The organism is Saccharothrix hoggarensis (assembly GCF_052936025.1).
In genome coordinates this window covers 2,587,792-2,613,890 of record NZ_CP193624.1, presented here as the reverse complement: position 1 = coordinate 2,613,890, position 26,099 = coordinate 2,587,792, and the positions used below count along the sequence as shown (strand labels likewise).

The window sequence follows — 26,099 nt, the reverse complement described above, 5'->3', positions numbered from 1 at the left end:
CCGCCGCGCGGCGGCCGTCACCACGACTCGTCGGGGATCGCGCGGGCCAGCCGGTCCAGCTCCTGGTCGTCCAGCGGTCTCAGGTGGGACAGGGCGTTGCGGGCGTCGCGCAGGCAGAACAGGAGGTCGCGGTCCGCCTGCGGCAGCCGGATGCGTGACGTCGACACCGCCCACGCCATCACGCCCAGCTCCAACGTCGCGCGCCCGGGCCGCTCGGACCCGGCCGGGCCGCCGCGGGCGTCCCGGCCCATCTCGGCCAGCACGGCGGAACTCGCCCTGGCGCGGACCTTCTCCTCCAGCCTGGCCCGCCACCCGTCGACGAGCGGCATCAGCGCCCGGTTCTGCCCGCGCCACACCAGGTTGTCGAGGTCGACGGCCGTGCCGATCACCCCGCGCACGGCCGGGCTGATCCGCAGCTGCCCGTCCCAGACGTCGGCGAACCCGGCGTTCCACGCGGGCCGCAGTTCCTCGCCGGGCCGCTCACCGCTCCCGCGCGATCGTCGGAGGGCGCGGGGCACGAGGTCTTCCTCCTCGTGCGTGAACGCGGTGATCTGCTCGCGCAACGTCGCCATGCGGCCGTCCCACGACGACGCCAGCCCCTCCGCGAGCAGCAGGTCCGGGCCAGCCACCTCCACGACCACCTCGGCGGCCACGAGCTCCCGCACGTCGACCCGCGTCACGGTGCCCCGGCGGGCGTTGCGGGGTCGGGCGGCGGTGGTGACGACCGCCGTGTCGAGCCGGCCGCACACGCTCCACCACCAGTGCACCCTGGTGGTGACCGGGTCGACCTGGTCGAGCAGCCGGACGGGCAGGCCGCCGAGCGTGGCCGCGACGAGCACCCTGGTCCGCTCCTCCGGCGGCACGCCGTGCGCCTTCGCGTGCGCGGTCACCCTGGTGAGCACCGACGCGACGTCGTCGGGGTCGTTCTCGTCCCACGCCCGCACGACGACCACCTTCCGCCGCAGCCAGTCCGACGACGCCAGCACGGCCAGCGGGTCCTCACCGTCGGCGGGCACGGCGTCGGACACCATCAGCAGGCGTTCGGCCACCGTCGACGTGCTCTCCAGCGTCGGCACGTCGACGGTGTGGAACGACTCGTCCCAGTCGAACACGCCCAGCCCGCCCCTCGCCCACGACGGCAGCGAGTCGTCCGCCGGGGCCGAAGGCCGGGCGCTCCCCCGCTGCCCGCTGGTCCGCCGCACCTCCGGCTGGGGCACGCGGACGGTCTCGACGTGCGAGCCGACCAGCTCGACCAGGTCGTCGGCCGCGCCGCGGTCCACCAGGTCGTCGGGGAACAGCCAGACGCAGCTCAACCCGGCGTTCAGGTCCTCCGCCAACGCCTCCACGTGCCCGCGCGGACCGGGCAGCGACCCCAGCTCCCAGCGACCGCTCTTCACGACTGCCCGCGGACCGTGGTGATGCAGCGGTGCACGACCCGGTCCAGCATGACCCCGTCCGGGCTCTCGTCCAGCACGCCCAGGTTCACCAGCTCGTCCAGCAGGTCGATGGCGCCCGGCAGGTCGAGTTCGAGGATCGCGGCCACGTCGACGGTGTCGATCGGCTCGCCGGGGTCGACGTAGTCCACCCACGGCCCGATCTTGCCCACCAACGCCTGGCCGACGCCCGCCTGGGCCAGGAACCTCCGCGCCCACGCCAGGTCCTTCGACCACTGCACGACCCGGTCCAGCGCCTGCGCCTGGGTGGCGCCGCGCATGACCACCATGCCGATGACGTCCTCCACCAGCTCCGTCCACCCGCCGGTCGCCTCGATCAGCCGCACGCGCGAGTGCAGCACGTCGAACGGGCACTCCGGCCAGCTGCGCAGGCTGCTCGCCGTCCACCGGGCCGGGCGGACCAGCTCGGCGCCCTTCTCCGGACCCAGCTCGCGCACGACGTCCCGCGCGACGGCGGGCTGGATCAGCAGGACCGAGGCCAGCCGGTCCTTGGTCAGCCGGTCCCGCATCTGGACGATCTCGGGCACCGTCCGCTCGCGCAGGTCCGCCACCATCACCGTGGGCCGCTTGCGCCGCGCGGCCGCCGTGACCGCCTTCGCGATGTCCCCCACCGACGTGTGCACCTCGACCCGGCTGCCGCGCATCTCCGCGTAGTCCTTCACCGCGTCCGGCACGCGGTCCACGCCGAGCGCGTCGGTGCCCGTGACGACCGAGACCGCGCCGTCCGCGGTGAGGTCGTACAGCTGGCCGTCGGTGAGCGGGCTGCGCCGCTGCACGCCCTGCACGTTGACCAGGAGCCGGCGCGCGTCGCGCGGGTTGTACTCGTAGGGCAGGTCGAAGTCCGTCTCCCGGAGCTCCAGCTCCAGGCTCGCCTTGGTGCCCAGCATGTTGACGACGTTCGGGCTGCGCACGGCGTACCGGCTCTGCCCGGACAGCCGGATGAGCAGGCCCAGGCCCACCATCTCGTCCAGGTAGATGCTGACGCCCGACGCGGTCAGGTCCTCGAACCCGGCGGGCCAGTGCTTGCGCGCCTCCTGGAGCAGCTGCTCGGGGCCGTAGTCGGTGCTGAACATGTCCTTCAGGCTCAGCAGCGCGATCACCAGCGTGAGCACGCGGTACCGGTCCTCGAGGTTGATCGTGATCCGCAGGCGCTCGGCGATGCGGGCCCGGACGCGGTCGCTGCCCGCCACCGCTTCGACGTCGCTCTCCCGGATCGGCACCGGCAACGTCTGGTGGTGCGACACGCGGTTGTGCAGCGTCCGCACCAGCTCCTCGCAGAAGATCTGGATGAGGCTGGCCTGGTAGTTGGTCGCGGACAGCAGCCGCCACACCAGCTCGGGCCGCTCGAAGCGGTAGCCGAGGGCCGCCAGCGGCGCCACGACGAGCCGCCGCGCGTCGACCTGGTCCAGCGGGCCGACCAGGATGTCCGGCCCGCCGTGCACCAGCGGCACGTTGGACAGGTGCCCGAAGCGCTGCACCTGGTGCAGACCGGCGAACACGACCTTGAACCGCCGGTCCGTCGACTCCATCAGCTCCTTGAGCCGCAACACGTTCGGGAAGTGCGCGACACCGCCCGCCGTGGGCGTGCCGCGCGAGTCCGCGGTGAGGAACGCGTCGGCCTCGTCGGCGAGCAGCAGCAGCCGGCGGCCGGTGTGCTGGTCGAGCCACGTCCGCACCTGGTTCACGACGACGTCGGGCGGCGCGTCCTGGGAGACCCGGTCGGACAGCACGCCCGACTTCTTCAGCTCCAGCACCAGTTCCCGCCAGATGCGGCTCGCCGGCTCGGCCTCGCCGATGCCCCGGCCCTTCAGGTCGAGGTAGACCGCGAACCGGTACTCGCCGTCGTTGAACGTGGCCTCGACGCGGCGCAGCAGCGCCGACTTGCCGAGCTGCCGGCCGCCGTAGATGAACAGCCCGCCGTTCGGGTCGATCACCTCGGCCATCTCGCGGACCCGGCCGACGAACACCTCCGGCGGCACCAGGCCCGCGACGAACGGCGTGTACGGGTTCAACGCGGTCCACGGCAGGGTGATGCGCTGGGTGGCGCGCCACGAGCCAGGCGCGTTCGCCGCCACCCAGCCGATCACCGCGGGGTCGATGACGAGCGCCTGCACGGGGCTGCGCGTCGCCTCCGCGGCCAGCTGGCGACGTGCCGGCAGGTCCATGGTGTGCAGGTACAGCACGACGTTCGCGCGCCCGGCGTCCTCGGTGCCGAGCACGTCGAGCACGGACCGGCGGCCCCGGTGCTCCTCGACGACGACCGTCACGGTGTAGTTGCTCGCGGCCGACCCGAGGGTCGAGATGTACGAGCCGTCCGACGGCGTGCCCTGCACCCGGAACTTGCGGAAACCCCGCCGTGCGCCCCGGTTGATCTCCTGGGGCCGGTTCGCGGCCTGCAGGCCGAGCGTGCGCAGGATGTCGCGGACGGCGTTCGCCCACCGGTCGCCGCCCAGGCCGTCGTGGTTGCGCAGCGAGTCCCACGCCTGCACGCCGGTGTTGGCGAGGGCGGTGAGGGTCGCGCCGTTCGCCGCCAGCTCGGCCCAGCCGAGCGCGCTGTCCCGCATGGCGTCGTTGCCCTGGGCGACCGTCTCGGCGAAGCTGCGGACGTCCTCGGCGGCCTCCTTCGCGTGCTCGGGCAGCGGTTTGCCGGCGCGGATGAACGCGATGAACTCGGCGGCGGTCACCGTGTCGCCGTCGTCCAGCAGCGCGACGATCCGGTCGTGGTCGGCGGCCGGGACGCTCAACGTCTCGATCTCCGTGCGGAGGTCGGCGACCCGCGAGCGGTGCTTGGCCTCCAGCTCCTTCGCCAGCTCCGCCAGCTTCGCCGACGCCTCGTCGAACGCGCCGTCGTCCACGGCGGTCAGGGCTTCCAGCCGGCCGGCCACCGCCGTCTCGTCCTCGGGGTCGAGGAGGTTCTGGGTGCGGATGCGCGCGAACAGGTCGCGGGCCTGGTTGAGGGCGGACCGGTGGAGCTTCGTCCACGAGCGCGTGGCGTCCTCCACGACCTGGCGCAGCGGGCCCACCGGCTGGTCGACGTCCCAGAAGCCGTCCGCCGCGAGTTCGACCACCCGCCGGGCCCGGCGCAGGTCGCCGCGTTCGCAGTAGACGGCCACGGCCCGTTCCAGGTCGGGCGTGCGGGTAAGCCCGGCCAGCACCACCGACGTCCGCAGGTCCTCGGGGTTGGGGCGGCCGTCGGCGTCGCGGGGCAGGTCCGGCAGGACCAGCAGGACGTCCGGGCTCGGCTCGGCCAGGCTGAAGGACGCCTCACCCCCGCCCACGGCGGCGTACCCGGCGCGGACGGTCTCGGTGGGGCGCTGCAACCAGCGGCGGAACAGCTCCATCGCCACACCGGTCATGCCCGGCGGCGGTTCTGCCGACTCGACGTCCGCGAGCGCCTTGGCCAGCCGTGCGGCCACGGCCTGGTCCTCCGACTGGGTGACGGTCAGCCGCCGGCTCACCGCGTCGGCCTCGCGCAGGATCGTGCGCACCTCCTCGATCGCGCGGACCAGCGTGCGGAGGGCGATCGCCACGATCGGCTCACGGGCCTGCTTCGGGGTGCGCATGGCGGCGTCGGCGGACTCGATCATGGCGTCGATCGCGCCGGGCGCGTTCACCTCCGCCAGCGCGGCGGCGACGGCCTGGCTGTCACCCGTGCCGTCGGCCCACTTCGCGACGGCGTCCAAGGCGGTGGCCAGCGGCTCGCCGGTGTGCATCAGCCGTTGCAGCACGCGGGTGGCGCGCTGGTAGCTGTTCTTGCGGCGGGGCAGCTCCTCGGCCAGGTTCCGGGCACGCCGTCCCAGCTCGGTGCGCGCCTCCTGCGCGTCGTTCTCCAGCAGCGGGCCGCCCAGGCCGTCGTCCGGCCGGAAACCGCGCCGGACGGCGTCGATCGTCGTGTCGATCAGCGCCGCCCAGTGGGTCGGGAGCACCAGCTCCGGCCGCAGCTGGGTGAGCATCGGGTGCCCCCAGCCCGCGATCAGCGCGGCCCGCAGCGCGGCGGTGGTGGCGAGGGCGGCGGCGTCGGGGTCGCCGGCGAGTTCCTGCGCGTCCAGTTCGAGCCCGGCCAGGACGGCGGTGGCGTCGGCGTTGTTGTTGATCGCGTACGCGGCGGCGGCGAACCGCAGGACGGCGATGCGCTGGTTGGGCTCGCCGGACATCGCGGTCACCCAGTAGGCCTCGACCAGCCTGCCGTCGCGCGCCAGTTCGACGGCGAGCGGCGGGTTGCCCTCCTCCCAGGGGAAGCCGATGGCCAGCTCGTCACGGTCGGGCCCGGTCGTTGCGGCCGACGCGGTGGTTTCGGTCGGGGTGGTTTCGGTCGGGGTGGTGGTTTCGGTCGCCGAGGTGGTCGCGGTCGCCGAGGTGGTCGCCGTCGGCGGGGTCGAGGGGGTCGGCGTCGGCGGGGTGGGTGGCGGCGGTGTCGGGGTGTCCTCGGTGCCCTCCGGCTCGGCGTCCTGCTCCGGGGCCGCGCCCTCGGCCGGCCCGGTCTCCGGCTCGGGTGGTGCGTCCCGGTCCGCTGCGGCCTGTTCGTCCGCTCCGGCCCCATCCGGTCCGGCGTGCCGGTCTGCCGCGGGCTGCTCGTCCGGGCCGGGCTGCTCGTCCGGTCCGACCTCCGGCGGCGCGCCCGCGTCCGACGCCGAGTCGGACTCCTCGGCGGGTGACGGGTTCCGGTCGGTCTCGGTCGGTCGGCCCGCTGCGGTCGCGTCCTCGGGTTCCGCCGCACGTGCCGCGGGGGCGGGATCGTCGGTGGTCGCTGCCTTTCCTGTAGTCGCCGGCTTTTCGGGCAAGCCGAGTTCCGCCAACGACGCGTCGGCGGCGGCCGCCAGGCGTTCGGCGATCTCGTCCCGCACGGCCTGCGCCGCGCTCCGCACCGACTCGCGGGCGCTGTCGGGCACGGTCTCCGCGAGGGCTTCCAGCTCGACCAGCTGTTGCCGCAACCGCGCGACGTGCGCGGCGTTGGCCTGCTGCTCCGCGGCACGCCGGGCGGCCTCCTCCTTCTGCCGCAGCACCTCGGCGCGGAAGGTGACCAGGTCCGCGTCGACGTGGCCGAAGTCGGCGTACTCCTGGCCGGTCAACCCGGTGAGGGAGTCGAGGAACGCTCGACGCTCCTCGCGGTACTCGGCGAGCCGGTCGGCGACGTCGGCCGGTTCGCCACCGCGCTCGACGTCGTCGGCCGCGCCGCGGAGCAACGCGGCCACACCGGCGGCACGGTCACGCACCGTGGCGAGGTCCGTCTCGAACCGGTCGACCTGGGCCACCACCGCGTCGAACGCGTCTTGGTGGTCCCCGGCCTCCGGCATGGCGGACGGGTCGGCCTCCAACGGCTGCCGGAGGTGGTCGAAGGCCTCGATGAACGCCGTGACGGGCGACCGCCCCGCCGCCTGCACCGCCACTTCGAGGTCGGCGCGGTGCTCCGTCGCCAGGTCCGTCGCCGGCACGTCCTCCTGCAACAGCCCGAACAGCACCAACCGGCCCAGCGGGTTGCCGAGCGCGACGAGCATCCGCCGCAGCTCGTCCAGGTCGGGGCTGTGCACGGTCCTCGGCTCGAACCCGCAGTGCGCGGTCAGCACCCTGGTGGCGATCGACAACCCGCCGAGCGCCAGCCGCGACAGCTGGTGCGACGGCATCTTGGCCGCCTGGGCCCGCGCGGCACGCAGTTCGCGCCGGACGGGCGGCCTGGCGTCCTTGCTGGGCGGCGGCATCTGCGCGGCGTGGCGGAGCGGGTCGCACACCGTCAGCAGGACGCTGAAGTCCGGGTCGTTGAGCGACATCAGCCACTTGCGCAGCTCGGCGGGAACGTCGGCGGTCACGGAGCGAAGTCTTACCCCATCGCCTGGCACCCACGAAGGAGTGAAGCGTGTCCCTACCGGGCGGTGATCGAATTTCCCACTCGAACGGCCTAGCCCCGATCAGTCGATGTGCGCATTATTGCGGCGGTGTCGCGCGGCCCGGACACGCGGTGTCAGAACAGGGGCGTGAAGACGCACTCGAACCCGGCCTTCAGGCCCGGGCGGTGGGTCGCGGCCATCCAGTACTCGCCGGGCCGCACGATGCCGCCCATGTACGAGTTGAGGTCGGAACCCGAGTTCGCGTAGCCGACGCTGGTGGTGGGCGGGCTCTCCGGTCCCACCAGCAGCCGCACCCGCGCCGTCCGGCCGCCGACGAAGTACGTGCCCGACGACGAGTCGGACGTCGCCGTCCTGACGACCCTGATGCCGTGACGTCCCGCGCGGCGGCGGTGGCGGTCGCCGCCCGTCAGCCGCCGCGGGGTGGCGCCCGGTCGGCGAGCGGCGGGCGTTGGAACAGCGTGTAGAGGTAGACGAGGGCCGGGACGATCACCAGCGCCCCGAGGCCCAGCGCGAACAGCAGGGCCACGAGGGTGGGCCGGCCGCGCGCAGCCTCCTCGACGGTCAGGCCGGGCAGCAGGACGTACGGGTACTGCGCGACCGCCCAGCCGACCAGGATCGTCACGACCGCCGAGGCGGACGCGACGCGTGCCAGGGCGTACCGGCGGGTCAGCAGCAACGCGATCGCGGCCAGCCCGGCGACGACCGACAGCACGACCACCGGCAGCCCGCGCCCGGTGAGGCCCGCGTAGAGCAGGGGCGCGTCGGCCCGCAGCACGGCGATGCCCGCCAGGCCCACCGCGCCCGTCACCGCCGCCGTGACGAACGCGCGCAGGCGGAACGCCTCGGCCAGGTCGGTCTCCCCCTCGCGCCGGGCGTCGGCGCACAGGAACACGGCCGCCAGGTAGGCGCAGACGAGCACGGCGAGCGTCCCGCCGAGCAGCGACGTCGGGTTGACCCAGCTCGTCACGACGTCGCCGGCCGCGATGCCCGGCGGCACCCGCCCGGACGCCACCCCGCCGACCACCGCGCCGAAGAAGAACGGCGTGAACAGCGACGACAGCGCGAACGCCGCACCGAAGAACCGGCGCATCCCCACCGTGCTGACGCTCTTGCGGTACGCGAACGCGGCGCCCCGGGCGATCATCCCGAACGCGGCCAGCGTGAGCGGTATGTAGAGCGTGGTGACGGCGGCGGCGAACGCGCCGGAGAACCCGGTCCACAGCACCACCAGCACGAAGATCAGCCAGACGTGGTTGGCCTCCCACACCGGGCCGATCGAGCGTTCGATCAACGCCCTGGTGCGCAGGCCGCGCCGGGTGCCTCCGGCCAGCAGGTCCCACACACCGCCGCCGAAGTCCGCGCCGCCGAACAGCGCGTAGGCGAGCAGCCCCGCGAACGCCGCGCCGAGCACCACCTCCGCCAGCGTCACGACGGCTCCCCTCGACGCGATTCCCCTGGCGATGACTGCTCCGGGGGCGGCTGGCGTTCGGGCGACTGGTGCTCGGGCGGCTCGAGTCCGGGCGACTCGTGCTCGGGCAGGTGGAGTCCGGGCGACTCGTGCTCGGGCGACTGGCGGTGGGGCGACTGCTCCTGCGGCGCGAGGGTGTCGTGGCCGCGGGCCAGGCGGCGGAGCACGACCGCGGTGAACACCGTCAGCACCGAGTACACCGCGACGACGGCGACGAGCCCGTACCCGAGGCCCGGCGCGGGGCTCACCGCGTCGGCCGTGCGCAGCACCCCGTACACGATCCACGGCTGCCGGCCGACCTCGGTGGTGATCCACCCGGCTTCCATCGCCACGACGGCCGCCAGGCCGGACACCGCCACGGCACGCGGGAACCACGCCGTCACGGGCAGCCGCCGACGCCGCCACCACACGAACCCGAACCACCCGGCGAGCAGCAGCAACCCCGTGCCGAGACCGACCATCGCGTTGTACGCCAGGTGCACGACGTTGACCGGCGGTCGTTCGTCGACCGGCACCTCCTCCAGCCCCGGCACCACCCCGTGCGGGTCGTGGTGGATGAGCAGCGACAAGGCGTACGGGACCTCCAGCGCGTAGTGCAGCCGGTCGTCGCGGTAGATCCCGCCCAGCGACAGCCCCGCGCCCGCCGTGGTCTCGTACTGGGCCTCCATCGCGGCCAGCTTGGCGGGCTGGTTGTCGGCGACCGCGTTGGCGATCCAGTCGCCGACGCCGATCTGCACGGGCGTGATCACCGCCGCCACCGTCAGCGGGATGAGCAGCCCCAACCGGTGGTAGCGGTCACGGCGGCCGCGCAGCATGCCCACCGCGTACACCGAGGCGACGAGGAACCCCGTCACCATGAACGCCGCCAACCACATGTGCACGAACTGCGGCCACGTGGACGGGCCGAACATCGCCGCCACCGGCCGCGCGTCGACGACCTCGCCGTTCGCGTCGAGCCGGAACCCGGTCGGGTTGTTCATCCACGCGTTGGCGGAGACGACGAAGAACGCCCCGGCGATGCCCGCGAGGATCATGGGCGCCGCGCTGAGCATGTGCGCCCGCGGCGACAACCGGCTCCACCCGAACAGGTACACGCCGACGAAGATCGCCTCCACGAAGAACGCGAAGCCCTCCAGCACGAACGGGAAGCCGAACACCTCGCCGAAGCGGTCCATCAGGCCCGGCCACAGGATGCCCATCTCGAACGACAGCAGCGTGCCCGACACGGCCCCCGCGGCGAACAGCACGCCCATCGCCTTGGCCCACGTGTGCGCGAGCTCGGTGAGCACCGGGTCGTCCCGGCGGTGCCCGCGCCACTCGGTAAACACGACGATCGCCGGGAACGCGATGCCGAAGCACGCGAACACGATGTGCCAGCCCAGGGACAGCGCCATCTGCGTCCGTGCCGCCAGCAGGTTGTCCGCCGCGCCCGAGGCCACGAGCTCCAGTGCGGTCACCCGACCTCCTCGCCGTCGCCCGGGCAGTCGCCACCCACCGGGCGGCCCGGTCCGTCGGACGCCCCGGTCCGCGGGCCGCCCGGTCCACCCCACCACGCCGGCACGCCGGCCGCCCCGCGAGCGCCACCCGAACGGACGACGCTCACGCCACGCCGGCGACGTGCCGGTACAGCCCCAGGTAGGCGTCGGCCATGACGGCCGGCCGGAACCGCCGCACCGCCTCGCGCACGCACTCGGCCGGGTCGATCCCCTTGCTGCCGGTGAGCTGGCGGGCGAGGTCGGCCTCGTCGTCCGGCTCGGCCAGCAGCCCCGTGCGGCCGTGGTCGACCAGCTCGGGCAGGCAGCCGCGGCGGAAGCCGACCACCGCGCAGACCAGCGCGAGCGCTTCGGTGACGGCGGTGCCGCCCGGTTCCTCCCACGTGATGGGGAACAGGGCGGCCGCGGCGGTGGCCAGGAGGTGTTCGCGCTCGCCGCCGCGCACCGTGCCGACCCACCGCACCCGCGTGCCGTCGACGTGCGGCGCGATCTCCTCGTGCCAGTAGCGGACGTCGGGGTTGGCGAGCGCCCCGGGGTCGGCGGCGACGGCGCGGTCGAGGTCGTCGCGGCGGTGGAACGGGCCGACCGGCCCGGCGAGGACCAGCGGCCACCCGACCTCGCGGGCCACCCGCACGGCGACGTGCTGGCCCTTGCAGCGGGTGACCCTGCCGAGCACGACGACGTGCTCCTCCTTCGGCGGCAGCGGGCGGGTGTCGGCGTCGTCGGCGAGCGGCGTGGCCAGGTGCACGTGCCCGAGGCTGTGCCGGAGCAGCGACGGCGGCGCGTCGCGCAGCTGGTTGGCGGAGACGCCGTTGACGAAGAGCCGGGGCCCGGCGTCCACGGCGGCGTAGAAGCGGCGGTGCTTGGCCAGGTCCCAGTGCAGGGTGTGCAACGTCGGCACGCGGGCCGCGGCGAGCGTGCCGAGGCCGGTCACCTCGACGTGGTCGTGGACGAGGTCGATGTCGTCGCGCGACCGCAGCTCGGCGAGCACGCGGTGCAGGTGCGCGGGCGCGATGCCGGACACCCGGTTGTAGGGCGCGAGCAGGTGCTCGAACTGGCCCTCGGGGAACAACGACACCCGCTCGTCCACGGGGAGCGTGCTGACTCTCGCGGACGGGGTGCGCGGTCGACGGGTGGCGGTGACCGGCGGCGGCGTGGTCGGGCTGCTCACGGCGCTGTTCGCCCGGCGCCACGGCGCGGCGGAGGTCGTGGTGGTCGACCCGACGCCGCGACGGCGTGCCGCGGCGACCGCGCTGGGCCTCACGGCCGCCGACCCGGAGGCGGGCGACCTCGCCGTGGAGCTGAAGACGCGCTGGCGGCACGGACCGGGCGACCGGGGCGCGGACGTCGTCTTCCAGTGCCGGGGCCGGTCGTCGGACCTCGCCCTCGCGCTGCGCCTGCTGCGGCCCCGGGGCACCGTCGTCGACCTGGCGTTCTACCCGGACGGCGCGCGGGACGTGCGGCTGGGCGAGGAGTTCCACCACAACGGCCTGACCGTGCGGTGCGCGCAGATCGGCCGGGTGCCGCGCGGCACGGCCCACGCGTGGGACCGCGAACGGCTGTCCGCCGAGACCGTCGACCTCCTCCGCGCCGAGCACGACGCCGTCACCCGGCACCTCATCACGACGTGCGTGCCGTTCGAGGACCCGCCCGCCTTGCTCGCGGACCTCGCCGCACGCCGGACCCACGTGCTCCAGGCCGTCTTCACGTTCTGACGCGACGGTCCGCCGGCCGCGTCCCGGAACCCGCCGACCGGCGCGGACGAGGACGCGGGGCCGCCCCCTCCAGGGCGACCCCGCGTCCGTCGGTCGTCAGCGGAACAGGCGCAGCGGCACGGCCGCGGCCATCGCCGCCATTCCCGCGTCGTTCGGGTGGAGGTGGTCGCCGCTGTCGTAGGCCGGCAGCAGGCGGTCGGGCTGGTTCGGGTCGCGGACGGCGCGATCGAAGTCGATCACGCCGTCGTACTCCCCGCCGGTGCGGATCCAGTGGTTGACCGCTTGGCGCGCGGCCTCGTTCTCCGGGCTGTAGAAGCCGAACGTGTCGCCGCGGAACGGCGTGATGGTGCCGCCGTGGATGCGCAGACCCCGGACGTGGGCACGGGCGATGAGCTGCCGGTGCGCGCCGATGATGTCCTCGGCGGTCACCTTCTCCGACAGCGGCGCGCTCGTGCCGGGGTGGCCGAGGTCGTTCACGCCGAGCAGCACGACGACGTGGCCGACGCCCGGCTGGGCGAGGACGTCCCGGTCGAAGCGGCGCAGCGCCGCCTGCCCGAAGTACGCCGCGTACGCCTCGGCCTGGTGGCCCGCGGGCGGGTTGGGGTCGTGCAGCAGGCGGTTGCCGCTGATGCCCGCGTTGACCACGCCCAAGTGCCGCAGGCGCCGGTCGTCCTGGAAGCGGCGGGCGAGGACGTCGGGCCAGCGCCGGTTCGCGCCGCGCGTCGTCTCCGCGCCGTCGGTGATCGAGTCGCCGAACGCCACCACGGTCGACCCGCGCTCGCCCGTGACGCTGACCCCGGTGAGGAAGTGCCACTTGCCGAGCACGGCGGTCGGCGTGATCTCGGCCCGCCCGGTGACGTTGCCCGCCGCGAGGTAGCCGTCCTGGTAGGGGAAGGCGTGCACGGTGTTCCCGGGCGTGCGGTGCGGCAGGTGGATGCTGACCACGAGGTCGGAGTCGGCCGCCACGGGCAGCGCGACCGGGTCGCTGAGCAGCGGCGCGCCGGGCGGCACGGTGGCGGACGCGCGCCCGCCGAACGTGAGCCGCCGGTCGCTGCCCGGGTCGATCGCCGAGCCCGTGCCCGCCCGCCGCGCCACGCGGGCCTCCCCCACGACCAACGGCTGCGTGCCGAACTCGTTGGAGAGGCGCACGCGGACCGTGCTGCCGCCGACGCTCAGGTGCACGACCTGGCGCAACGTCTGGTCCTCGAACGCCGTGGTGTCCGACGGGGGCACGGTGGTGGGCGACGTCGCCCACGCGCCGACCCACGTCGCCTTCGGTGACGCGGACGCCGCCGTCGGCAGCAGGAGCAGCAGGGCGGCCAGTGCCGCCGTCGCGGAACGCTTCACCGCGGTCACCTCAGCCGCGCGCGGGGCGGTCGAAGCGCCAGCCGTCGGCTCGCAGCTCGGGGATCAGCCGCTCGACGGCGTCCACGGTCTGGCCGCGGTCGTTCGGGCCGTCGTGCATCAGGACCACGGCTCCCTCGGTCAGGCCTTCCTTGACCCGCCGCACCAGCTCGTCCGTGCCCGGCGGCTCCCAGTCGCCGATGACGAGCTTCCAGCCGAGCGACGTCATGCCGAGCTTCGCGGCGACCCGCGGCGACTGGCCCCAGCTGCCGTAGGGCGCGCGGAAGTAGCGGATCGGCACGCCCGGCGCGGCGCGGTGGATGGCCGCGCTGGTCTGCCGCAGGTCGGCCTCGATCCGCTCCGGCGTCCAGTCACCCATGTTGTCGTGGTGCATGCTGTGGTTGCACAGGGAGTGGCCGCCGGCCACGATGTCGCGCACCAGCTCGGGGTGGGCCTCGACGAAGTCGCCCCACAGGCAGAACACCGCCTTGACGTGGTGCCGGCGCAGCACGTCGAGCAGGCGCGGGGTGTCGGCCGGGTTCGGGCCGTCGTCGAACGTGAACGCCACCGTGCGCCCGCCGTGCTTGGTGGAGTCGACGATCACCGGTTCGGCGGCGCCGGCCGGCGCGGCCGACAGGCCGAGCACCAGGCCGGTGGTCAGGAGCACCGTTCTCCACCTCATTGTGAAACCCCTTCCGTCGGACGAGCGTTGACCACTATCAGGTCGTGATCTGCCCGCCTACCAGAGGTTTCGCGGATGTTTCGAGTCTCAACTGGCCCGCGCGCGAGACCCCGGCGCGGACGGCGTCAGAAGGTGTGGTTGACGACGAACGCCGGGTGGTCCGTGCGGTACATGGCGAATTCCTGCGTCGACACGAACGTCAGGGTGCGCGCGATGACGTGCTGCACGTCGCCGTCTCCCTTGCGGAACCAGCCCGACGGGACGCAGTTCTGCGCGTTCGTCGCGGAACCGGGGCTGTACCTGAGGTTCAGGTCGCCGACCACGACGTGCCGGGTCGTCGGCGAGCCGGTGGGGTCGTGGGCCAGGACGATGCCGGGCACCAGTTCCCGGCACTGCGCCAACGCCGTCGTGCCGGTCGTGCTCAGGTGGGTGGTGCACGCGGTGAAACCGCGCACGGCGCTCAGGGCGCAGGCCCACGCCCGGATCTCGTTGCCGCCGTCCTGCGCCGAGTAGGTGCCGTGACCGCCGGTCCGGACGCCCTCCTTGACGATGATCCCGCTGCCGTAGGCGCCGCGGCCGTCCGTGCACTGGTAGTCCGAGTTCGTGGACCTGTTGCGCACGAACGCGAACCGGTACTGGGCGGACGCGCCGACCGCGGCCGTCAGCCGGGGCAAGTCGGACAGGCACACCTCGTTCACCGAGACCACGTCCGGCAGCCGGCGCTGGATCATCGCCACGGCCTCGCCCACCGCGCGCCCGCCCTGGTAGCAGCCGGCGACGCCGCTGTTGCACAGGTTCATCTGCAACACCTTGAACGCGGTGGCGGCGGCGGCCGGCGCCGGCAGGAGGCCGCAGAGCAGGAACGCCGCCAGGACGAGGCCGGCGGAGCGGCGCGGGGAGCCCATGCCGTCCATGATCACACCCGACCGGCGGGCGCCGTACCGCCAAGCGGGCGCGCGTCGGAGCACCCAACGTGACCTGGGTTGATACCTTCCCGGCATGACGTTCACCCTGGAGCAGCTGCGCGGGTTCGTGGCCGTCGCCGAGGAGCTGCACTTCAGCCGTGCCGCCGCCCGGCTGGCGATGACCCAGCCGCCGCTGAGCAGGCAGATCCAGAAGCTCGAACGGGCCGTGGACGCGCAACTGCTGATCCGGGACAACCGCCGGGTGACGCTCACGGCGGCGGGCGAGGTGTTCCTGGTCGAGGCGCGCCGGCTGCTGTCGCTCGCGGAGACCGCGCCCGAGCTGGCCCGGCGCGTGTCGTCCGGGTCGAGCGGCGTGGTGCGGGTCGGGTTCACCGCGGCGGCCACCTACGGCATCCTCGGCCGCGTGCTGGACGAGCTGGCCGACCAGCTGCCGGACGTGGACCTCGAGCTGGCCGAGATGGTGACCCGCGAGCAGGTCGCCGCGCTGGTGAACGAGGAGGTCGACCTCGGCCTCGGCCGCCCGCCGGTGGACGACGCCACGTTCGGCTCACGCCTGCTGCACCGGGAGGGGCTGCTCGTCGCCGCGCCCGCCGGCCACCCCCTGCTGGCGCTGGACCGGGCCGCGACGGCCGCCGACGTGGTGCGCGAGCCCGTGATCGCGCACTCGCCCACCCAGGCCCGCTACTTCTACGACCTGGTCGCCGGGACGGTGCCGATCGCGCACGAGAACACCGTGCACTCGGTGAGCCAGGTGTTGACGATGGTGTGGCTGGTCGCGGCCGGGCGCGGCATCGCGTTCGTGCCGGAGTCGGCGGCACGGCTGCGCATCGAGGGCGTCGGCTTCGTCCGGCTGGAGACGGCCGTGCCGAAGCCGGTGGAGTTGCACCTGCTGTGGCTGCGGGAGTCCGCCAACCCGGCGTTGTGGCGCACGCTCGACGTGCTGGAGGCGTGCTCGCCACTGGAGTGATGCCCTCCGGGTATTGAGCAATGCGAAACAACTCTTGGACAGGCATCACCCCTGGTTCCTACGGTGGCACCGTGACGACGCACCCCGACGCCCTGGCCGACCGACTCGCCTCCGGGCTGCTGTCGTTCCCGGTCACCCACTTCGACGCCGACCTGCGCTTCGACGAGGCCCGCTACCGGGAGCACCTGGACTGGCAGGCGGGCTTCGACGTGGCCGGCCTGTTCGCCGCCGGCGGGACGGGCGAGGGCTTCTCGCTGAGCCCGGAGGAGATCGACCGGGTGGTCCGCGTCGCCGTGGACGAGGTGGGCGGACGGGTCCCGGTCATCGCGCCGGCCACCGGCGCGACCGTCGTCTCCGCGGCGCAGGCGCGGGCCGCCGAGGACGCCGGGGCGTCGGGCGTGCTGCTGTTCCCGCCGTACCTGACGGAGGCGAGCCAGCGCGGCCTGGTCGAGCACATCACCGCGGTGTGCCGGGCCACCGAGCTGGGCGTGATCGTCTACAGCCGCGCCAACGCCGTGCTCACCGACGCGACCGTCGCCGAGGTCGCCGACCGCAACCCCAACCTGATCGGGCTGAAGGACGGCGTCGGCGACATCGAGCAGCTGACCCGCACGTACGCCAGGGTCGGCGACCGGCTGGTCTACATCGGCGGCCTGCCCACCGCGGAGACGTTCGCGCTGCCGCTGCTCCAGCTCGGCGTGACCACGTACTCCTCGGCGCTGTTCAACTTCCTGCCCGAGTTCGCGCTGCGGTTCTACGCCGCCGTGCGCGCCCAGGACCGGCCCGCCGTCTACGGGATGCTGTCCGACTTCGTCCTGCCCTACCTCGACCTCCGCGACCGCGCCCGCGGCTACGCGGTGTCGATCGTCAAGGCGGGGCTGACCACCGTCGGCCGGGACGGCGGCCGGGTGCGCCCGCCGCTGACCGACCTGACCGAGGACGAGCTGGCCGACCTGGCCACCCTGGTCCGCAAGGTCGCCTGAGCCCACCCCGAGGAGCACCATGTCCGCAGGCCCGTCCCCAGTCGACCGGATCAGCTCGGTGACGGTGTCGTCGGTGACGCTGCCGCTGCCGGCCGGCATCAGCGACGCCAAGGTGTTCACCGGCCGGCAGCGGCCGATGACCGAGGTCGCGATGCTGTTCGCCGAGGTCCGCACCGAGGCGGGGCTGGAGGGCCTCGGGTTCGGCTACTCCAAGCGGGCCGGCGGCCCGGCGCAGTTCGCGCACGCCCGCGAGGTCGCGCCGGACCTGATCGGCGAGGACCCCAACGACATCGGCCGGCTCTGGACCAAGCTCGTCTGGGCGGGCGCCTCCGTCGGCCGCAGCGGCGCGGCGACCCAGGCGCTGGCCGCGTTCGACATCGCCCTGTGGGACCTCAAGGCCAAGCGCGCGAACCTCCCGCTCGCCAAGCTCCTCGGCGCTCATCGCGACTCCGTCCGCTGCTACAACACCTCCGGCGGGTTCCTGCACGAGTCCGTCGACCGGATCAAGGACAACGCCACCCGCACCCTCGACTCCGGCGTCGGCGGCATCAAGATCAAGGTGGGCCTCCCGGACCACGCCGAGGACCTGCGCCGGGTCGCCGCCGTGCGCGAGCACCTGGGCGACGGCGTGCCGCTGATGGTCGACGCCAACCAGCAGTGGGACCGCCCCACCGCCAGGCGGATGGGACGTGCGCTGGACGAGTTCGACCTGGTCTGGATCGAGGAACCGCTCGACGCCTACGACGCCGAGGGCCACGCCGAGCTGAGCCGCGCGCTGACGACCGCGGTGGCGTCGGGCGAGATGCTGACCAGCGTCGCGGAGCACTACGAGCTGATCCGCCACCACGCCGTCGACGTCCTGCAGCCCGACGCGCCCCGCGTCGGCGGCATCACCCAGTTCCTCAAGCTGGCCGCCCTCGCCGACCACCACCACCTCCAGCTCGCGCCGCACTTCGCCATGGAGGTCCACGTGCACCTGGCCGCGGCCTACCCCCGCGAACCGTGGGTCGAGCACTTCGACTGGCTCCACCCGCTGTTCCCCGAGCGGCTGGAGATCCGGGACGGCCGCATGCGCCTCTCCGACCGCCCCGGTCTCGGCATCACCCTCAGCGACCAGGCTCGCGCCTGGACCACCGACACCGCGACCACCACCGGGTGACCCCGCCGTTCATCGGGACTCGGTGAGGATCTCGTCGATGCGGCGGGCGGCGGCGGCCAGTCCCTCGGCGGTGTCGACCTTCCCCGCGACGATGTCCCTGATCGCCTGCGCGAACACGTCGTCGTGGATCTTGGCGAACTCGACCGTGCCCGGCATGAGGGGGCGGGCGATCCGGGCGTCGTCGGCGAACTCGGCCACGAACGGGTTGCTCGGCAGCGAGTTCTGGTCGAGCCGGATCGACGGGTAGCCGGACCGCTCCATCCAGTGCTCCTGCGCCCCCTCGCTGACCCAGAACGACAGGAAGGCGTGCGCGGCCTCCTTCTCCGCCGGCGAGAGCGACGCGTTGAGCGCCAACGACGTCGTCGCGCCGAACGTGGCCTGCGTGACCGGCCCGGCCGGCACCGGCGCGACGTCGAAGTCCACCCCGGCCTCCTGGAAACCGCTGATCGCCCACGGCCCGGTGATCACCATCGCCGCCTCGCCCCGGCTGAACGCCGCCTCCGCCTCCAGGCCGCTGAGCCCGATCGGCGACACGTGCTCCTCCCGGATCAAATCCACCCACGTCCGCACCGCGGACACCGACTCCGGACGGGTGAGCGCCGACCTGCGGCCGTCGGCCTCCAACACGTCACCACCGCCACCCCACAACGCGATCGGCCACGTCGGCGTGGTGTCGTGGTCCGGCAGCGCCAGACCGTACTGCTCGGGCCTCCCGTCACGGTCCCGGTCCACCGTCAACCGGGTCATCGCCTCACGCCACTCGTCCCACGTCGTCGGCGGCCGGTCGGGATCCAACCCCGCCCTGGTGAACAACTCCCGGTTGTAGTGCAACTTCAGGCTGGTGAACGTCATCGGCACGGCGTACTTGCGGCCGTCGTACGCGACCGCCTCGGTGGCCGCGGTGACCAGCACGTTCGACGCCGGATCCGCCGCGAACCAGTCGTCCACCGGCGCCAACACGCCCTTCTTCGCGTACTGCGCCACCCGCGTGCTGTCGAACGCGGCCAGGTCCGGCCCGCCACCCGCCGAGTACGCCTGCAACAGACTGCGGAAGAAGACGTCCCACGGCATGAAACTCATCTCGATCCGCACACCCGGGTTGGCCGCGTTGAACTCGTCCACGATCGACTCCAACGCCGAGGCGTTGGGCCCGGCATACCCACTCCAGAACGTGAGACGGACCAACTGCCCGGACGGCTCGACCGCCGGCGACCCACACCCGGCCAACAAACCCACGACCGTCACGAGGACGGCAGCCACCAGACGGAGGCGACGACCCCGAACCCACGTTCTCGGTGCCAACAGACTTTCCTTCCACGACGGAGACGACCGGTGCGCGGTGGAACGGAGCGGGGCACCGGGCCGTGCTCGTCCCGGTGCCCCTGCCACGCCGTCCTCACCGCGCCCGAGGACTGGCCGGCCGACGATCCGCCGCTAGCCGACCATCCACTGCTGCGCGTTGTTGTTCAGGCACGTCCACTGGCGCACCTCGGACCCCGGCGCGGTGCCGAAGTTGTAGTTGTCCAGGCACAGGCCGCTGTGCCGGTTGACGAGCGTCGAGTAGCCGCCGCCCACCGGGTTCAGCCGCCACTGCTGGACGGCCAGGCCGTTGCACGTCCACTGCTGCACCACCGAGCCGGGCGCGGTGGCGAAGTCCTTGTTGTCCAGGCAGAGCCCGCTGTGGCCGTTGGCGAGCGTGTAGTAGCCGTCGCCGGTGGGCTGGAGGTACCAGTCCTGCACGGGCAGGTCGTTGCAGGTCCACTGCCGGACCTCGGCGCCGGGGGCGGTGCCGAAGTTGTAGTTGTCCAGGCAGAGGTTGCTGTGCCGGTTGCGGACCTCCACCCGCGACGGGCCGCCGGTCTCGCCCGACGGGCCGGGCAGCACGGTCGACGTGGACACCGGGACGCCCAGGTTCGGCGTGCCGTCGGCGTTCCACGAGATCTTCTGCACGCGGGTGGTGCGGGTGGTGCCGCAGCCCTGCGACGCGGACGAGTTGGCGTGGTAGGCGATCCACGTCTCGGTGCCGTCCGGGGAGGTGAAGAACGAGTGGTGGCCCGGACCGTAGACGCCGTTGGCGTCGCTGCGCTGGAAGATCGGGTTGCCGTGCTTGAACCACGAGCCCTGCGCCAGCGGGTCGCCGCCCCGGTACTCCAGCATGCCGAGCTTGTAGTTCGGGCCGTTGCAGTGGCTCGCGGAGTACGTCAGGAACGTGCGGCCGTTGCGCTGCAACGCGAACGACCCCTCGTTGACCGCGCCGTCCTGCCGCTCCCACGCCAGGGTCGGCGCGGAGATGCGGGTGCCGAAGGCGCTCGCCTGCACCGGGCTCGCCATCGGCGCGATGTAGAGCGACTGGAGGTTGTCCACCGGCGAGAAGGCGGAGAACGTCATGTACAGCGCGCCGTTGAGCCGCAACAGGCTGGCGTCGATCGCCCACCCGTTGTTCGGCATCAGGTTGATCACCCCGCGGTAGGTGTACGGGCCCATCGGGTCGGAGCCGGCGCTCTCGGCGACGTGCGTGCGCCGGGGCGCGCCGGACTGCTCCACCGAGTAGTACAGGTACCAGCGGTTGCCGACCATCTCCAGGTGCGGCGCCCACATCACCGTCCCCGGGGTGCGGTGCACGAGCTGCTCGGGCGCGCTGCGCAGGCCCGCGATCGACGTCGACCGGCGCATGACCACATCGGACGACCACGTGGTGGCGACGTAGTAGTACGCGCCGTTGTACTGCACCAGCGTCGGGTCGGCGCTGTTGGGCGCGCCGACGACGGGGTTGGTGAACGACGGGCCGGGCGCGGCCGCCGCCCGGTCGTGACCGACGGGGCTCAGGACGAGCCCGAGGACGACCGCGGCGACGAGCAGGACAGCTCGGGCAACCGTTCCTCGGCGTTGAGCGAACAGCACAACCACTCCTCAATGAGGTCGGGAGAGCGGACGGGAGGACGAGGCGGCGGCGTCCCCGACGAGGGTGACTCACGTCACTCGCATGTGTTAACGCTAACAGCATCCGCGCGGAAACCTCAAGGGGCGATTGTGCGCGAGCGGAAAGGCGTCGATGGTTGACAACGCCCCGGCAGCGGGTTTATCCATACCGCACACCCGAAGCACGACCACGAACCGCTCAACCCGAAATGTTAGCGATAACATTGCGCCGGATTCCGCAGCGACCAGCACAGATGCCCTGATCCGCGGACCACGGCCGGCCAATGTTTGGACGCCACTGGCGCACGACGGCCAGCGTGCGACGAGAGGACAGCTCAATGACGAGTGCGCGTCTTTCCCCGCGCGGACGACCGAGAACCGCGATCGTCTGGGTGATCACCGCCCTGCTGGCGGGGCTCACCACCGTGGTGGCGGCTCCGGCCGCCCAGGCCTCGCCCGCGGTGCAGTACACCAACCCGTTGGCCGACCAGCGGGCCGATCCGCACATCTTCAAGCACACCGACGGCTACTACTACTTCACCGCGACCGTCCCCGAGTACGACCGGATCGTGCTGCGCCGCGCCACCACCATCCAGGGCCTGGCCACCGCGCCCGAGACCACCATCTGGCGACGGCACACCACCGGCGAGATGGGCGCCCACATCTGGGCGCCCGAGATCCACTTCATCAACGGCCGCTGGTACGTCTACTTCGCCGCCGGCCGCACCGACGACATCTGGCGCATCCGCCCGTACGTCCTGGAGACCACCAGCGCCAACCCCCTCACCGGCGCCTGGACCGAACGCGGCCGCGTCAACGTCCCGTGGGACACCTTCTCCCTCGACATGTCCACGTTCGTCGTCAACGGCGTCCGCTACCTCACCTGGGCCCAGGCCGAACCCGGCATCGCCACCAACTCCAACCTCTACCTCGCCCGCATGGGCGCCAACCCCTGGTCCATCACCGGCCCCGTCGCCCGGCTCACCGTCCCCACCCTCGCGTGGGAGACCCGAGGCGGGGTCAAGGTCGCCGAAGGCCCCACCGTCATCCAGCGCAACGGCCGCGTCTTCATGACCTACTCGGCCAGCGCCACCGACGCCAACTACTGCCTCGGCCTGCTCACCGCCTCCGCGACGGCCGACCTGCTCAACCCGGCGTCCTGGACGAAGACCCCCCACCCGGTCTTCGAGTCGAACGCGGCCACCGGCCAGTACGGGCCCGGCCACAACTCCTTCACCGTCTCCGAGGACGGTCAGAGCGACATCCTCGTCTACCACGACCGCAACTACCGCGACATCACCGGCGACCCCCTGCGCGACCCCAACCGCCGCACCCGCGTCCAGAAGCTCTACTGGAACGCCGACGGCACCCCCAACCTCGGCATCCCCGTCCCCGACGGCGCCACGCCCGTCCGGCTCAAGTCCTACAACATCGCCGACGCCTTCGTCCGGCACTGGGAGTACGCCGCCCGCCTCGAGACGAACGTCAACCCGCTGGCCGACTCCCAGTTCCGGATCGTGCCCGGCCTGGGCGGCTCCGGAACGGTGTCGCTGGAGTCGACCAACTTCCCCGGCTACTACCTCCGGCACCGCAACTACGAGTTCTGGGTGGAACGCAACGACGGCTCGGCGACGTTCCGCGCCGACGCCAGCTTCTTCCGCCGAGCGGGCCTGGCCTCCAGTTCCGGCGTCTCGTTCGAGGCGCAGAACTTCCCCGGCTACTTCATGCGCCACTACAACATGAGGCTCGTCGTGCAGCAGGTGCCCGACGCGATCGGCCGGGCGGACGCCACGTTCGTCCTGGAGTGACGCCGCTGCGGACCGGGTGACCCGGCGGGGTCACCCGGTCCGCAGTGGACTGGTCGGCCGGCGTGCCCGCGGGCGCGCCGGCCGGCGACGTCCTACTCCCCCGTGCTGAACGCGGCGTCGAACGACGCGGCGGGCGGGTCGAACAGGTGCCGGCGGATGAACCCGACGGCCTCCTCCGCGCCCCGCAGCCGGTCCATGCCGGCGTCCTCCCACTCCACCGAGATCGGCCCGCGGTAGCCGATCGCGTTCAGCGCCCGAAACGACTCCTCCCACGGCACGTCGCCGTGACCGGTGGAGACGAAGTCCCAGCCGCGGCGCGGGTCGGCCCACGCCAGGTGCGAGCCGAGCCGCCCGTTGCGCCCGTCGAACCGCTTCTTCGTGTCCTTGCAGTCGACGTGGTAGATCCGGTCCGCGAAGTCGAGGATGAAGCCGACCGGGTCGAGGTCCTGCCAGACGAAGTGCGACGGGTCCCAGTTCAGGCCGAACGCGGGCCGGTTGCCGACCGCGTCGAGCGCCCGCCGCGTCGTCCAGTAGTCGTAGGCGATCTCGGACGGGTGCACCTCGTGCGCGAACCGCACCCCGACCTCGTCGAACACGTCCAGGATCGGGTTCCAGCGCCGCGCGAAGTCCTCGTACCCGCCGTCGACCACCTCCCGCGACACCGGCGGGAACATCGCCACGTACTTCCAGATCGACGACCCGGTGAACCCGACGACGGTGTCCACGCCGAGCCGGGCGGCGGCACGGGCGGTGTCGGCCATCTCGGCCGCCGCGCGCTGCCGCACGCCCTCCGGCGAGCCGTCGCCCCAGATGCGGGCGGGCAGGATCGCCTTGTGCCGGAAGTCGATCGGGTCGTCGCACACGGCCTGGCCGACGAGGTGGTTCGAGATCGCCCACACGTCCAGGCCGTACGACCTCAGCACCGCGCGCTTCGCCTCGACGTAGTCGTCCTCCGCCAGGGCCCGGTCCACCTCGAAGTGGTCGCCGGCGCACGCGATCTCCAGCCCGTCGTAGCCCCAGCCCGACGCCAGCCGGCACACCTCCTCGAACGGCAGGTCGGCCCACTGTCCGGTGAACAGGGTGACGGGGCGGCTCATCGGGCGTCTCCAATCGTGGTCCACGTGGACTGCCGCGCGGCGCTCTCCTCCACGGCGGCCAGGACGCGCTGCACCCGCAGGCCCTCCGCGAAGCCGGGCGACGGGTCGGCGCCGTCGCCGATGGCCGTGAGGAAGTCCGCGATCTCGTGCGTGAAGGTGTGCTCGTAGCCGAGGAGGTGGCCGGGCGGCCACCACGCGGCCAGGTAGGGGTGGTCGGGTTCGGTGACCAGGATGCGGCGGAACCCGGCCTCCCGCCCGTCGGCCTCGAACACCGACAGCTCGTTCATCGACTCGAAGTCGAACGCCAGGCTGCCGCGCGAGCCGTTGACCTCCAGCCGCATGGCGTTCTTGCGCCCCGACGCGTACCGGGTCGCCTCGAAGGTGGCCAGCGCGCCGGACGAGAAGCGCGCCAGGAACACCGCGGCGTCGTCCACCGTCACCTCGCCGCGCCCGTCGCCGTCGGGCCGGGACGTCACGAACGTCTCGGTGGTGGCGCTGACGCCGGTGATCAGGTCGCCGGTGACGTACTGCGCGGCGTCCACGATGTGCGCGCCGAGGTCGCCCAGCGCGCCGGAGCCGGCCAGCTCGCGCCGCAGCCGCCAGGTCATCGGCGCCTCCGGGTCGGACAGCCAGTCCTGCAGGTAGACGGCGCGGACGTGGCGGACGTCGCCGATGCGGCCCTCCGCCACGATGGCGCGGGCCAGCGCGATGGCGGGCACCCGGCGGTAGTTGAACGCGACCATCGACCGGACGCCCCGCCGGGCCGCGTCCTCGGCGGCGGCCGCCATCGCCTCGGCCTCGGCGACGGAGTTCGCCAGCGGCTTCTCGCACAGCACGTGCTTGCCGGCGGCGAGCGCGGCGAGGGCGATCTCGGCGTGCGTGTCCCCGGGGGTGCAGATGTCGACGACGTGGACGTCGTCCCGGGCGACGAGCGCGCGCCAGTCGGTCTCGGTGGCGGCCCAGCCGTACTTCGCGGACGCCTCCTTGGTGCGCGCCGCGTCACGTCCGCCGAGCGCGGCGAGCCTGGGCGTCAGCGGCACGTCGAAGAACCGGTGGACGCTGCGCCAGGCGTGCGAGTGCACCGCGCCCATGAACGCGTGGCCGACCATGCCCACGCCGATCTCTTCCGTCATCAGCAGCCTTTCGAGCGGTGCCCCACGAGGCGATCGGACCGGGTCAGGAGTCGAAGCCGACGTCGAGGTACTGGTCGACGTTCTCCTTCGTCACCACGGCCGAGTAGGTGGTGATCGACGCCGGGACGTCGTGCTCGGCCAGGTCGCCGATGCCCTTGGCCTGGCCGAGCAGGCGGGCCAGGGCGATCGCCGAGGACGACATCGACGGGCTGTAGAGGACGGTGGCCTTGACGACCCCGCTGTCGGCCTTGATCAGGTCCATCATGTTGCGCGAGCCCGCGCCGCCGACCATGACGAACTCCTTGCGGTTCGCGCTGTCGATGGCCGCCATCACGCCGATGCCCTGGTCGTCGTCGTGGTTCCACAGCGCGTCGAGCTTGCTCGCCGACTGGAGCAGGTTGGCGGTCTGCTGCTCGCCCGACTCGGACGTGAACGACGCCGAGACGCGCGGGCCGACGGAGAAGCCGGCGCGCGCCAACGCGTCCCGGAAGCCCTTGCTGCGCTCCTGGGTGAGCGGCAGGGAGTCGATGCCCGCGACCTCGCCGATGACGGGGTTCGAGATGTTCTTGGCCTTCATCTGGGCGGCGATGTACTCGCCCGCGTTGACGCCCATGCGGTAGTTGTCGCCGCCGATCCACAGCCGGTAGGCCAGCGGGGTGTCGAAGACGCGGTCGACGTTGACGACCGGGATGCCCGCGTCCATGGCCTGCCGGCCGACCTCGGTGAGCGCCTTGCCGTCGAACGGCAGCACCACCAGCACGTCGACCTTGTCGTTGATCAGCGTCTCGACCTGGCCGATCTGCTGGTTGACGTCGTTGGTGCCCTCGGTGGCCTTGAACGTGACGTCGGAGAACCGGTCGGCCTGCGCCTTGGCGTTCTTCGTCATCGCGGCCATCCAGCCGTGGTCGGCGGCGGGCGCCGAGAAGCCGATGGTGACCTGCTTGCCGGGCTGGGTGTTCTCGCCCGAGCCGCCCGCGACGGCGTTCGGCGCGGTGTTGGCGCTCTCGTTGGACGTGCAGCCGGCGAGGAGCGCGGCGGTGCCGACGGCGGTGGTGCCCCAGAGGAAACGGCGTCGGTCGAGTGCGGGCATGGCTGACTCCCGTGCGTT

Annotated in this window: 19 protein-coding genes; 5 read left to right on the top strand and 14 right to left on the bottom strand. The window is 73.0% G+C overall.

The window, feature by feature from the left end:
* Positions 1 to 17: 17 nt before the first annotated feature.
* The 6 genes from ACRAKH_RS12470 to ACRAKH_RS12445 all read right to left on the bottom strand — a co-directional run bounded on the left by ACRAKH_RS12470 (position 18) and on the right by ACRAKH_RS12445 (position 11,348).
* The gene (locus tag ACRAKH_RS12470; protein WP_380724714.1) at positions 18 to 1,397 is read right to left on the bottom strand and encodes a hypothetical protein; all 1,380 of its coding nucleotides are present in this window, start codon (positions 1,395 to 1,397) and stop codon (positions 18 to 20) included.
* Complete coding sequence (locus ACRAKH_RS12465; RefSeq protein ID WP_380724715.1) at positions 1,394 to 7,258, bottom strand: hypothetical protein; 5,865 nt, start codon at positions 7,256 to 7,258, stop codon at positions 1,394 to 1,396. Before ACRAKH_RS12465 ends, ACRAKH_RS12470 begins: the two co-directional genes overlap by 4 nt.
* 152 nt (positions 7,259 to 7,410) lie before the next feature.
* Positions 7,411 to 7,590: a hypothetical protein gene (locus ACRAKH_RS12460; RefSeq protein WP_380724716.1), complete on the bottom strand. Its 180-nt coding sequence runs from the start codon at positions 7,588 to 7,590 to the stop codon at positions 7,411 to 7,413.
* Between the two features lie 113 nt (positions 7,591 to 7,703).
* Positions 7,704 to 8,726, bottom strand: a complete 1,023-nt coding sequence (locus ACRAKH_RS12455) for a cytochrome d ubiquinol oxidase subunit II (RefSeq protein ID WP_380724717.1) — start codon at positions 8,724 to 8,726, stop codon at positions 7,704 to 7,706.
* On the bottom strand, positions 8,723 to 10,222 hold the full coding sequence (locus ACRAKH_RS12450; RefSeq protein ID WP_380724718.1) for a cytochrome ubiquinol oxidase subunit I: 1,500 nt from the start codon (positions 10,220 to 10,222) through the stop codon (positions 8,723 to 8,725). The genes ACRAKH_RS12455 and ACRAKH_RS12450 overlap by 4 nt, the downstream gene beginning before the upstream one ends.
* A 142-nt stretch (positions 10,223 to 10,364) precedes the next feature.
* The gene (locus tag ACRAKH_RS12445) at positions 10,365 to 11,348 is read right to left on the bottom strand and encodes a glycosyltransferase (RefSeq protein WP_380724719.1); all 984 of its coding nucleotides are present in this window, start codon (positions 11,346 to 11,348) and stop codon (positions 10,365 to 10,367) included.
* A 7-nt stretch (positions 11,349 to 11,355) separates the two neighbouring features.
* Between ACRAKH_RS12445 and ACRAKH_RS12440 the strand changes: the two genes are divergently transcribed.
* On the top strand, positions 11,356 to 11,973 hold the full coding sequence (locus ACRAKH_RS12440) for a zinc-binding dehydrogenase (RefSeq protein ID WP_380724720.1): 618 nt from the start codon (positions 11,356 to 11,358) through the stop codon (positions 11,971 to 11,973).
* A 96-nt stretch (positions 11,974 to 12,069) separates the two neighbouring features.
* On the opposite strand, the gene ACRAKH_RS12435 is transcribed toward ACRAKH_RS12440, so the two are convergent.
* The 3 genes from ACRAKH_RS12435 to ACRAKH_RS12425 form a co-directional block, all read right to left on the bottom strand.
* The gene (locus ACRAKH_RS12435) at positions 12,070 to 13,320 is read right to left on the bottom strand and encodes an SGNH/GDSL hydrolase family protein (RefSeq protein ID WP_380724721.1); all 1,251 of its coding nucleotides are present in this window, start codon (positions 13,318 to 13,320) and stop codon (positions 12,070 to 12,072) included.
* Between the two features lie 10 nt (positions 13,321 to 13,330).
* A complete protein-coding gene (locus tag ACRAKH_RS12430; protein WP_380724723.1) occupies positions 13,331 to 13,984 on the bottom strand; it encodes a polysaccharide deacetylase family protein in 654 nt (217 codons plus the stop codon).
* Between the two features lie 140 nt (positions 13,985 to 14,124).
* Positions 14,125 to 14,967 carry an endonuclease/exonuclease/phosphatase family protein gene (locus ACRAKH_RS12425; protein WP_380724724.1) on the bottom strand — a complete coding sequence of 281 codons (843 nt, stop codon included), beginning with the start codon at positions 14,965 to 14,967 and terminating at the stop codon, positions 14,125 to 14,127.
* Positions 14,968 to 14,998: 31 nt separating this feature from the next.
* Between ACRAKH_RS12425 and ACRAKH_RS12420 the strand changes: the two genes are divergently transcribed.
* The 3 genes from ACRAKH_RS12420 to ACRAKH_RS12410 all read left to right on the top strand — a co-directional run bounded on the left by ACRAKH_RS12420 (position 14,999) and on the right by ACRAKH_RS12410 (position 18,034).
* Entirely contained in the window at positions 14,999 to 15,892 is an 894-nt protein-coding gene (locus tag ACRAKH_RS12420; protein ID WP_380724725.1) for a LysR substrate-binding domain-containing protein, read from the top strand.
* A gap of 71 nt (positions 15,893 to 15,963) precedes the next feature.
* Positions 15,964 to 16,875, top strand: coding sequence for a 5-dehydro-4-deoxyglucarate dehydratase (gene kdgD, locus ACRAKH_RS12415; protein ID WP_380724726.1), 912 nt, complete (start codon positions 15,964 to 15,966; stop codon positions 16,873 to 16,875).
* Between the two features lie 19 nt (positions 16,876 to 16,894).
* Positions 16,895 to 18,034 (top strand): L-talarate/galactarate dehydratase, encoded by a 1,140-nt coding sequence (locus ACRAKH_RS12410; protein ID WP_380724727.1) that lies wholly within the window; start codon positions 16,895 to 16,897, stop codon positions 18,032 to 18,034.
* 9 nt (positions 18,035 to 18,043) lie between these two features.
* On the opposite strand, the gene ACRAKH_RS12405 is transcribed toward ACRAKH_RS12410, so the two are convergent.
* Together ACRAKH_RS12405 and ACRAKH_RS12400 are read right to left on the bottom strand one after the other, a co-directional pair.
* Entirely contained in the window at positions 18,044 to 19,294 is a 1,251-nt protein-coding gene (locus ACRAKH_RS12405; protein ID WP_447009824.1) for an ABC transporter substrate-binding protein, read from the bottom strand.
* Between the two features lie 174 nt (positions 19,295 to 19,468).
* Positions 19,469 to 20,935 (bottom strand): family 43 glycosylhydrolase, encoded by a 1,467-nt coding sequence (locus ACRAKH_RS12400; RefSeq protein ID WP_380727406.1) that lies wholly within the window; start codon positions 20,933 to 20,935, stop codon positions 19,469 to 19,471.
* Between the two features lie 410 nt (positions 20,936 to 21,345).
* Here ACRAKH_RS12400 and ACRAKH_RS12395 point away from each other — a divergent pair, with 410 nt between their 5' ends.
* On the top strand, positions 21,346 to 22,761 hold the full coding sequence (locus tag ACRAKH_RS12395) for a family 43 glycosylhydrolase (RefSeq protein ID WP_380727408.1): 1,416 nt from the start codon (positions 21,346 to 21,348) through the stop codon (positions 22,759 to 22,761).
* 92 nt (positions 22,762 to 22,853) lie between these two features.
* On the opposite strand, the gene ACRAKH_RS12390 is transcribed toward ACRAKH_RS12395, so the two are convergent.
* From ACRAKH_RS12390 to ACRAKH_RS12380, 3 genes are read right to left on the bottom strand one after another with little or no spacing between them, the layout of a single operon-like run.
* Complete coding sequence (locus tag ACRAKH_RS12390) at positions 22,854 to 23,858, bottom strand: sugar phosphate isomerase/epimerase family protein (RefSeq protein ID WP_380727410.1); 1,005 nt, start codon at positions 23,856 to 23,858, stop codon at positions 22,854 to 22,856.
* On the bottom strand, positions 23,855 to 24,991 hold the full coding sequence (locus tag ACRAKH_RS12385) for a Gfo/Idh/MocA family protein (protein WP_380727412.1): 1,137 nt from the start codon (positions 24,989 to 24,991) through the stop codon (positions 23,855 to 23,857). Before ACRAKH_RS12385 ends, ACRAKH_RS12390 begins: the two co-directional genes overlap by 4 nt.
* 43 nt (positions 24,992 to 25,034) lie before the next feature.
* Positions 25,035 to 26,081 (bottom strand): substrate-binding domain-containing protein, encoded by a 1,047-nt coding sequence (locus ACRAKH_RS12380; protein WP_380727414.1) that lies wholly within the window; start codon positions 26,079 to 26,081, stop codon positions 25,035 to 25,037.
* Positions 26,082 to 26,099 lie beyond the last annotated feature (18 nt).

Coding starts and splice junctions, on each gene's coding strand:
- ACRAKH_RS12410 (WP_380724727.1), top strand. CDS start 16,895: ATGTCCGCAGGCCCGTCCCCAGTCGACCGGATCAGCTCGGTGACGGTG.
- ACRAKH_RS12380 (WP_380727414.1), bottom strand. CDS start 26,081: ATGCCCGCACTCGACCGACGCCGTTTCCTCTGGGGCACCACCGCCGTC.
- ACRAKH_RS12385 (WP_380727412.1), bottom strand. CDS start 24,991: ATGACGGAAGAGATCGGCGTGGGCATGGTCGGCCACGCGTTCATGGGC.
- ACRAKH_RS12420 (WP_380724725.1), top strand. CDS start 14,999: ATGACGTTCACCCTGGAGCAGCTGCGCGGGTTCGTGGCCGTCGCCGAG.
- ACRAKH_RS12390 (WP_380727410.1), bottom strand. CDS start 23,858: ATGAGCCGCCCCGTCACCCTGTTCACCGGACAGTGGGCCGACCTGCCG.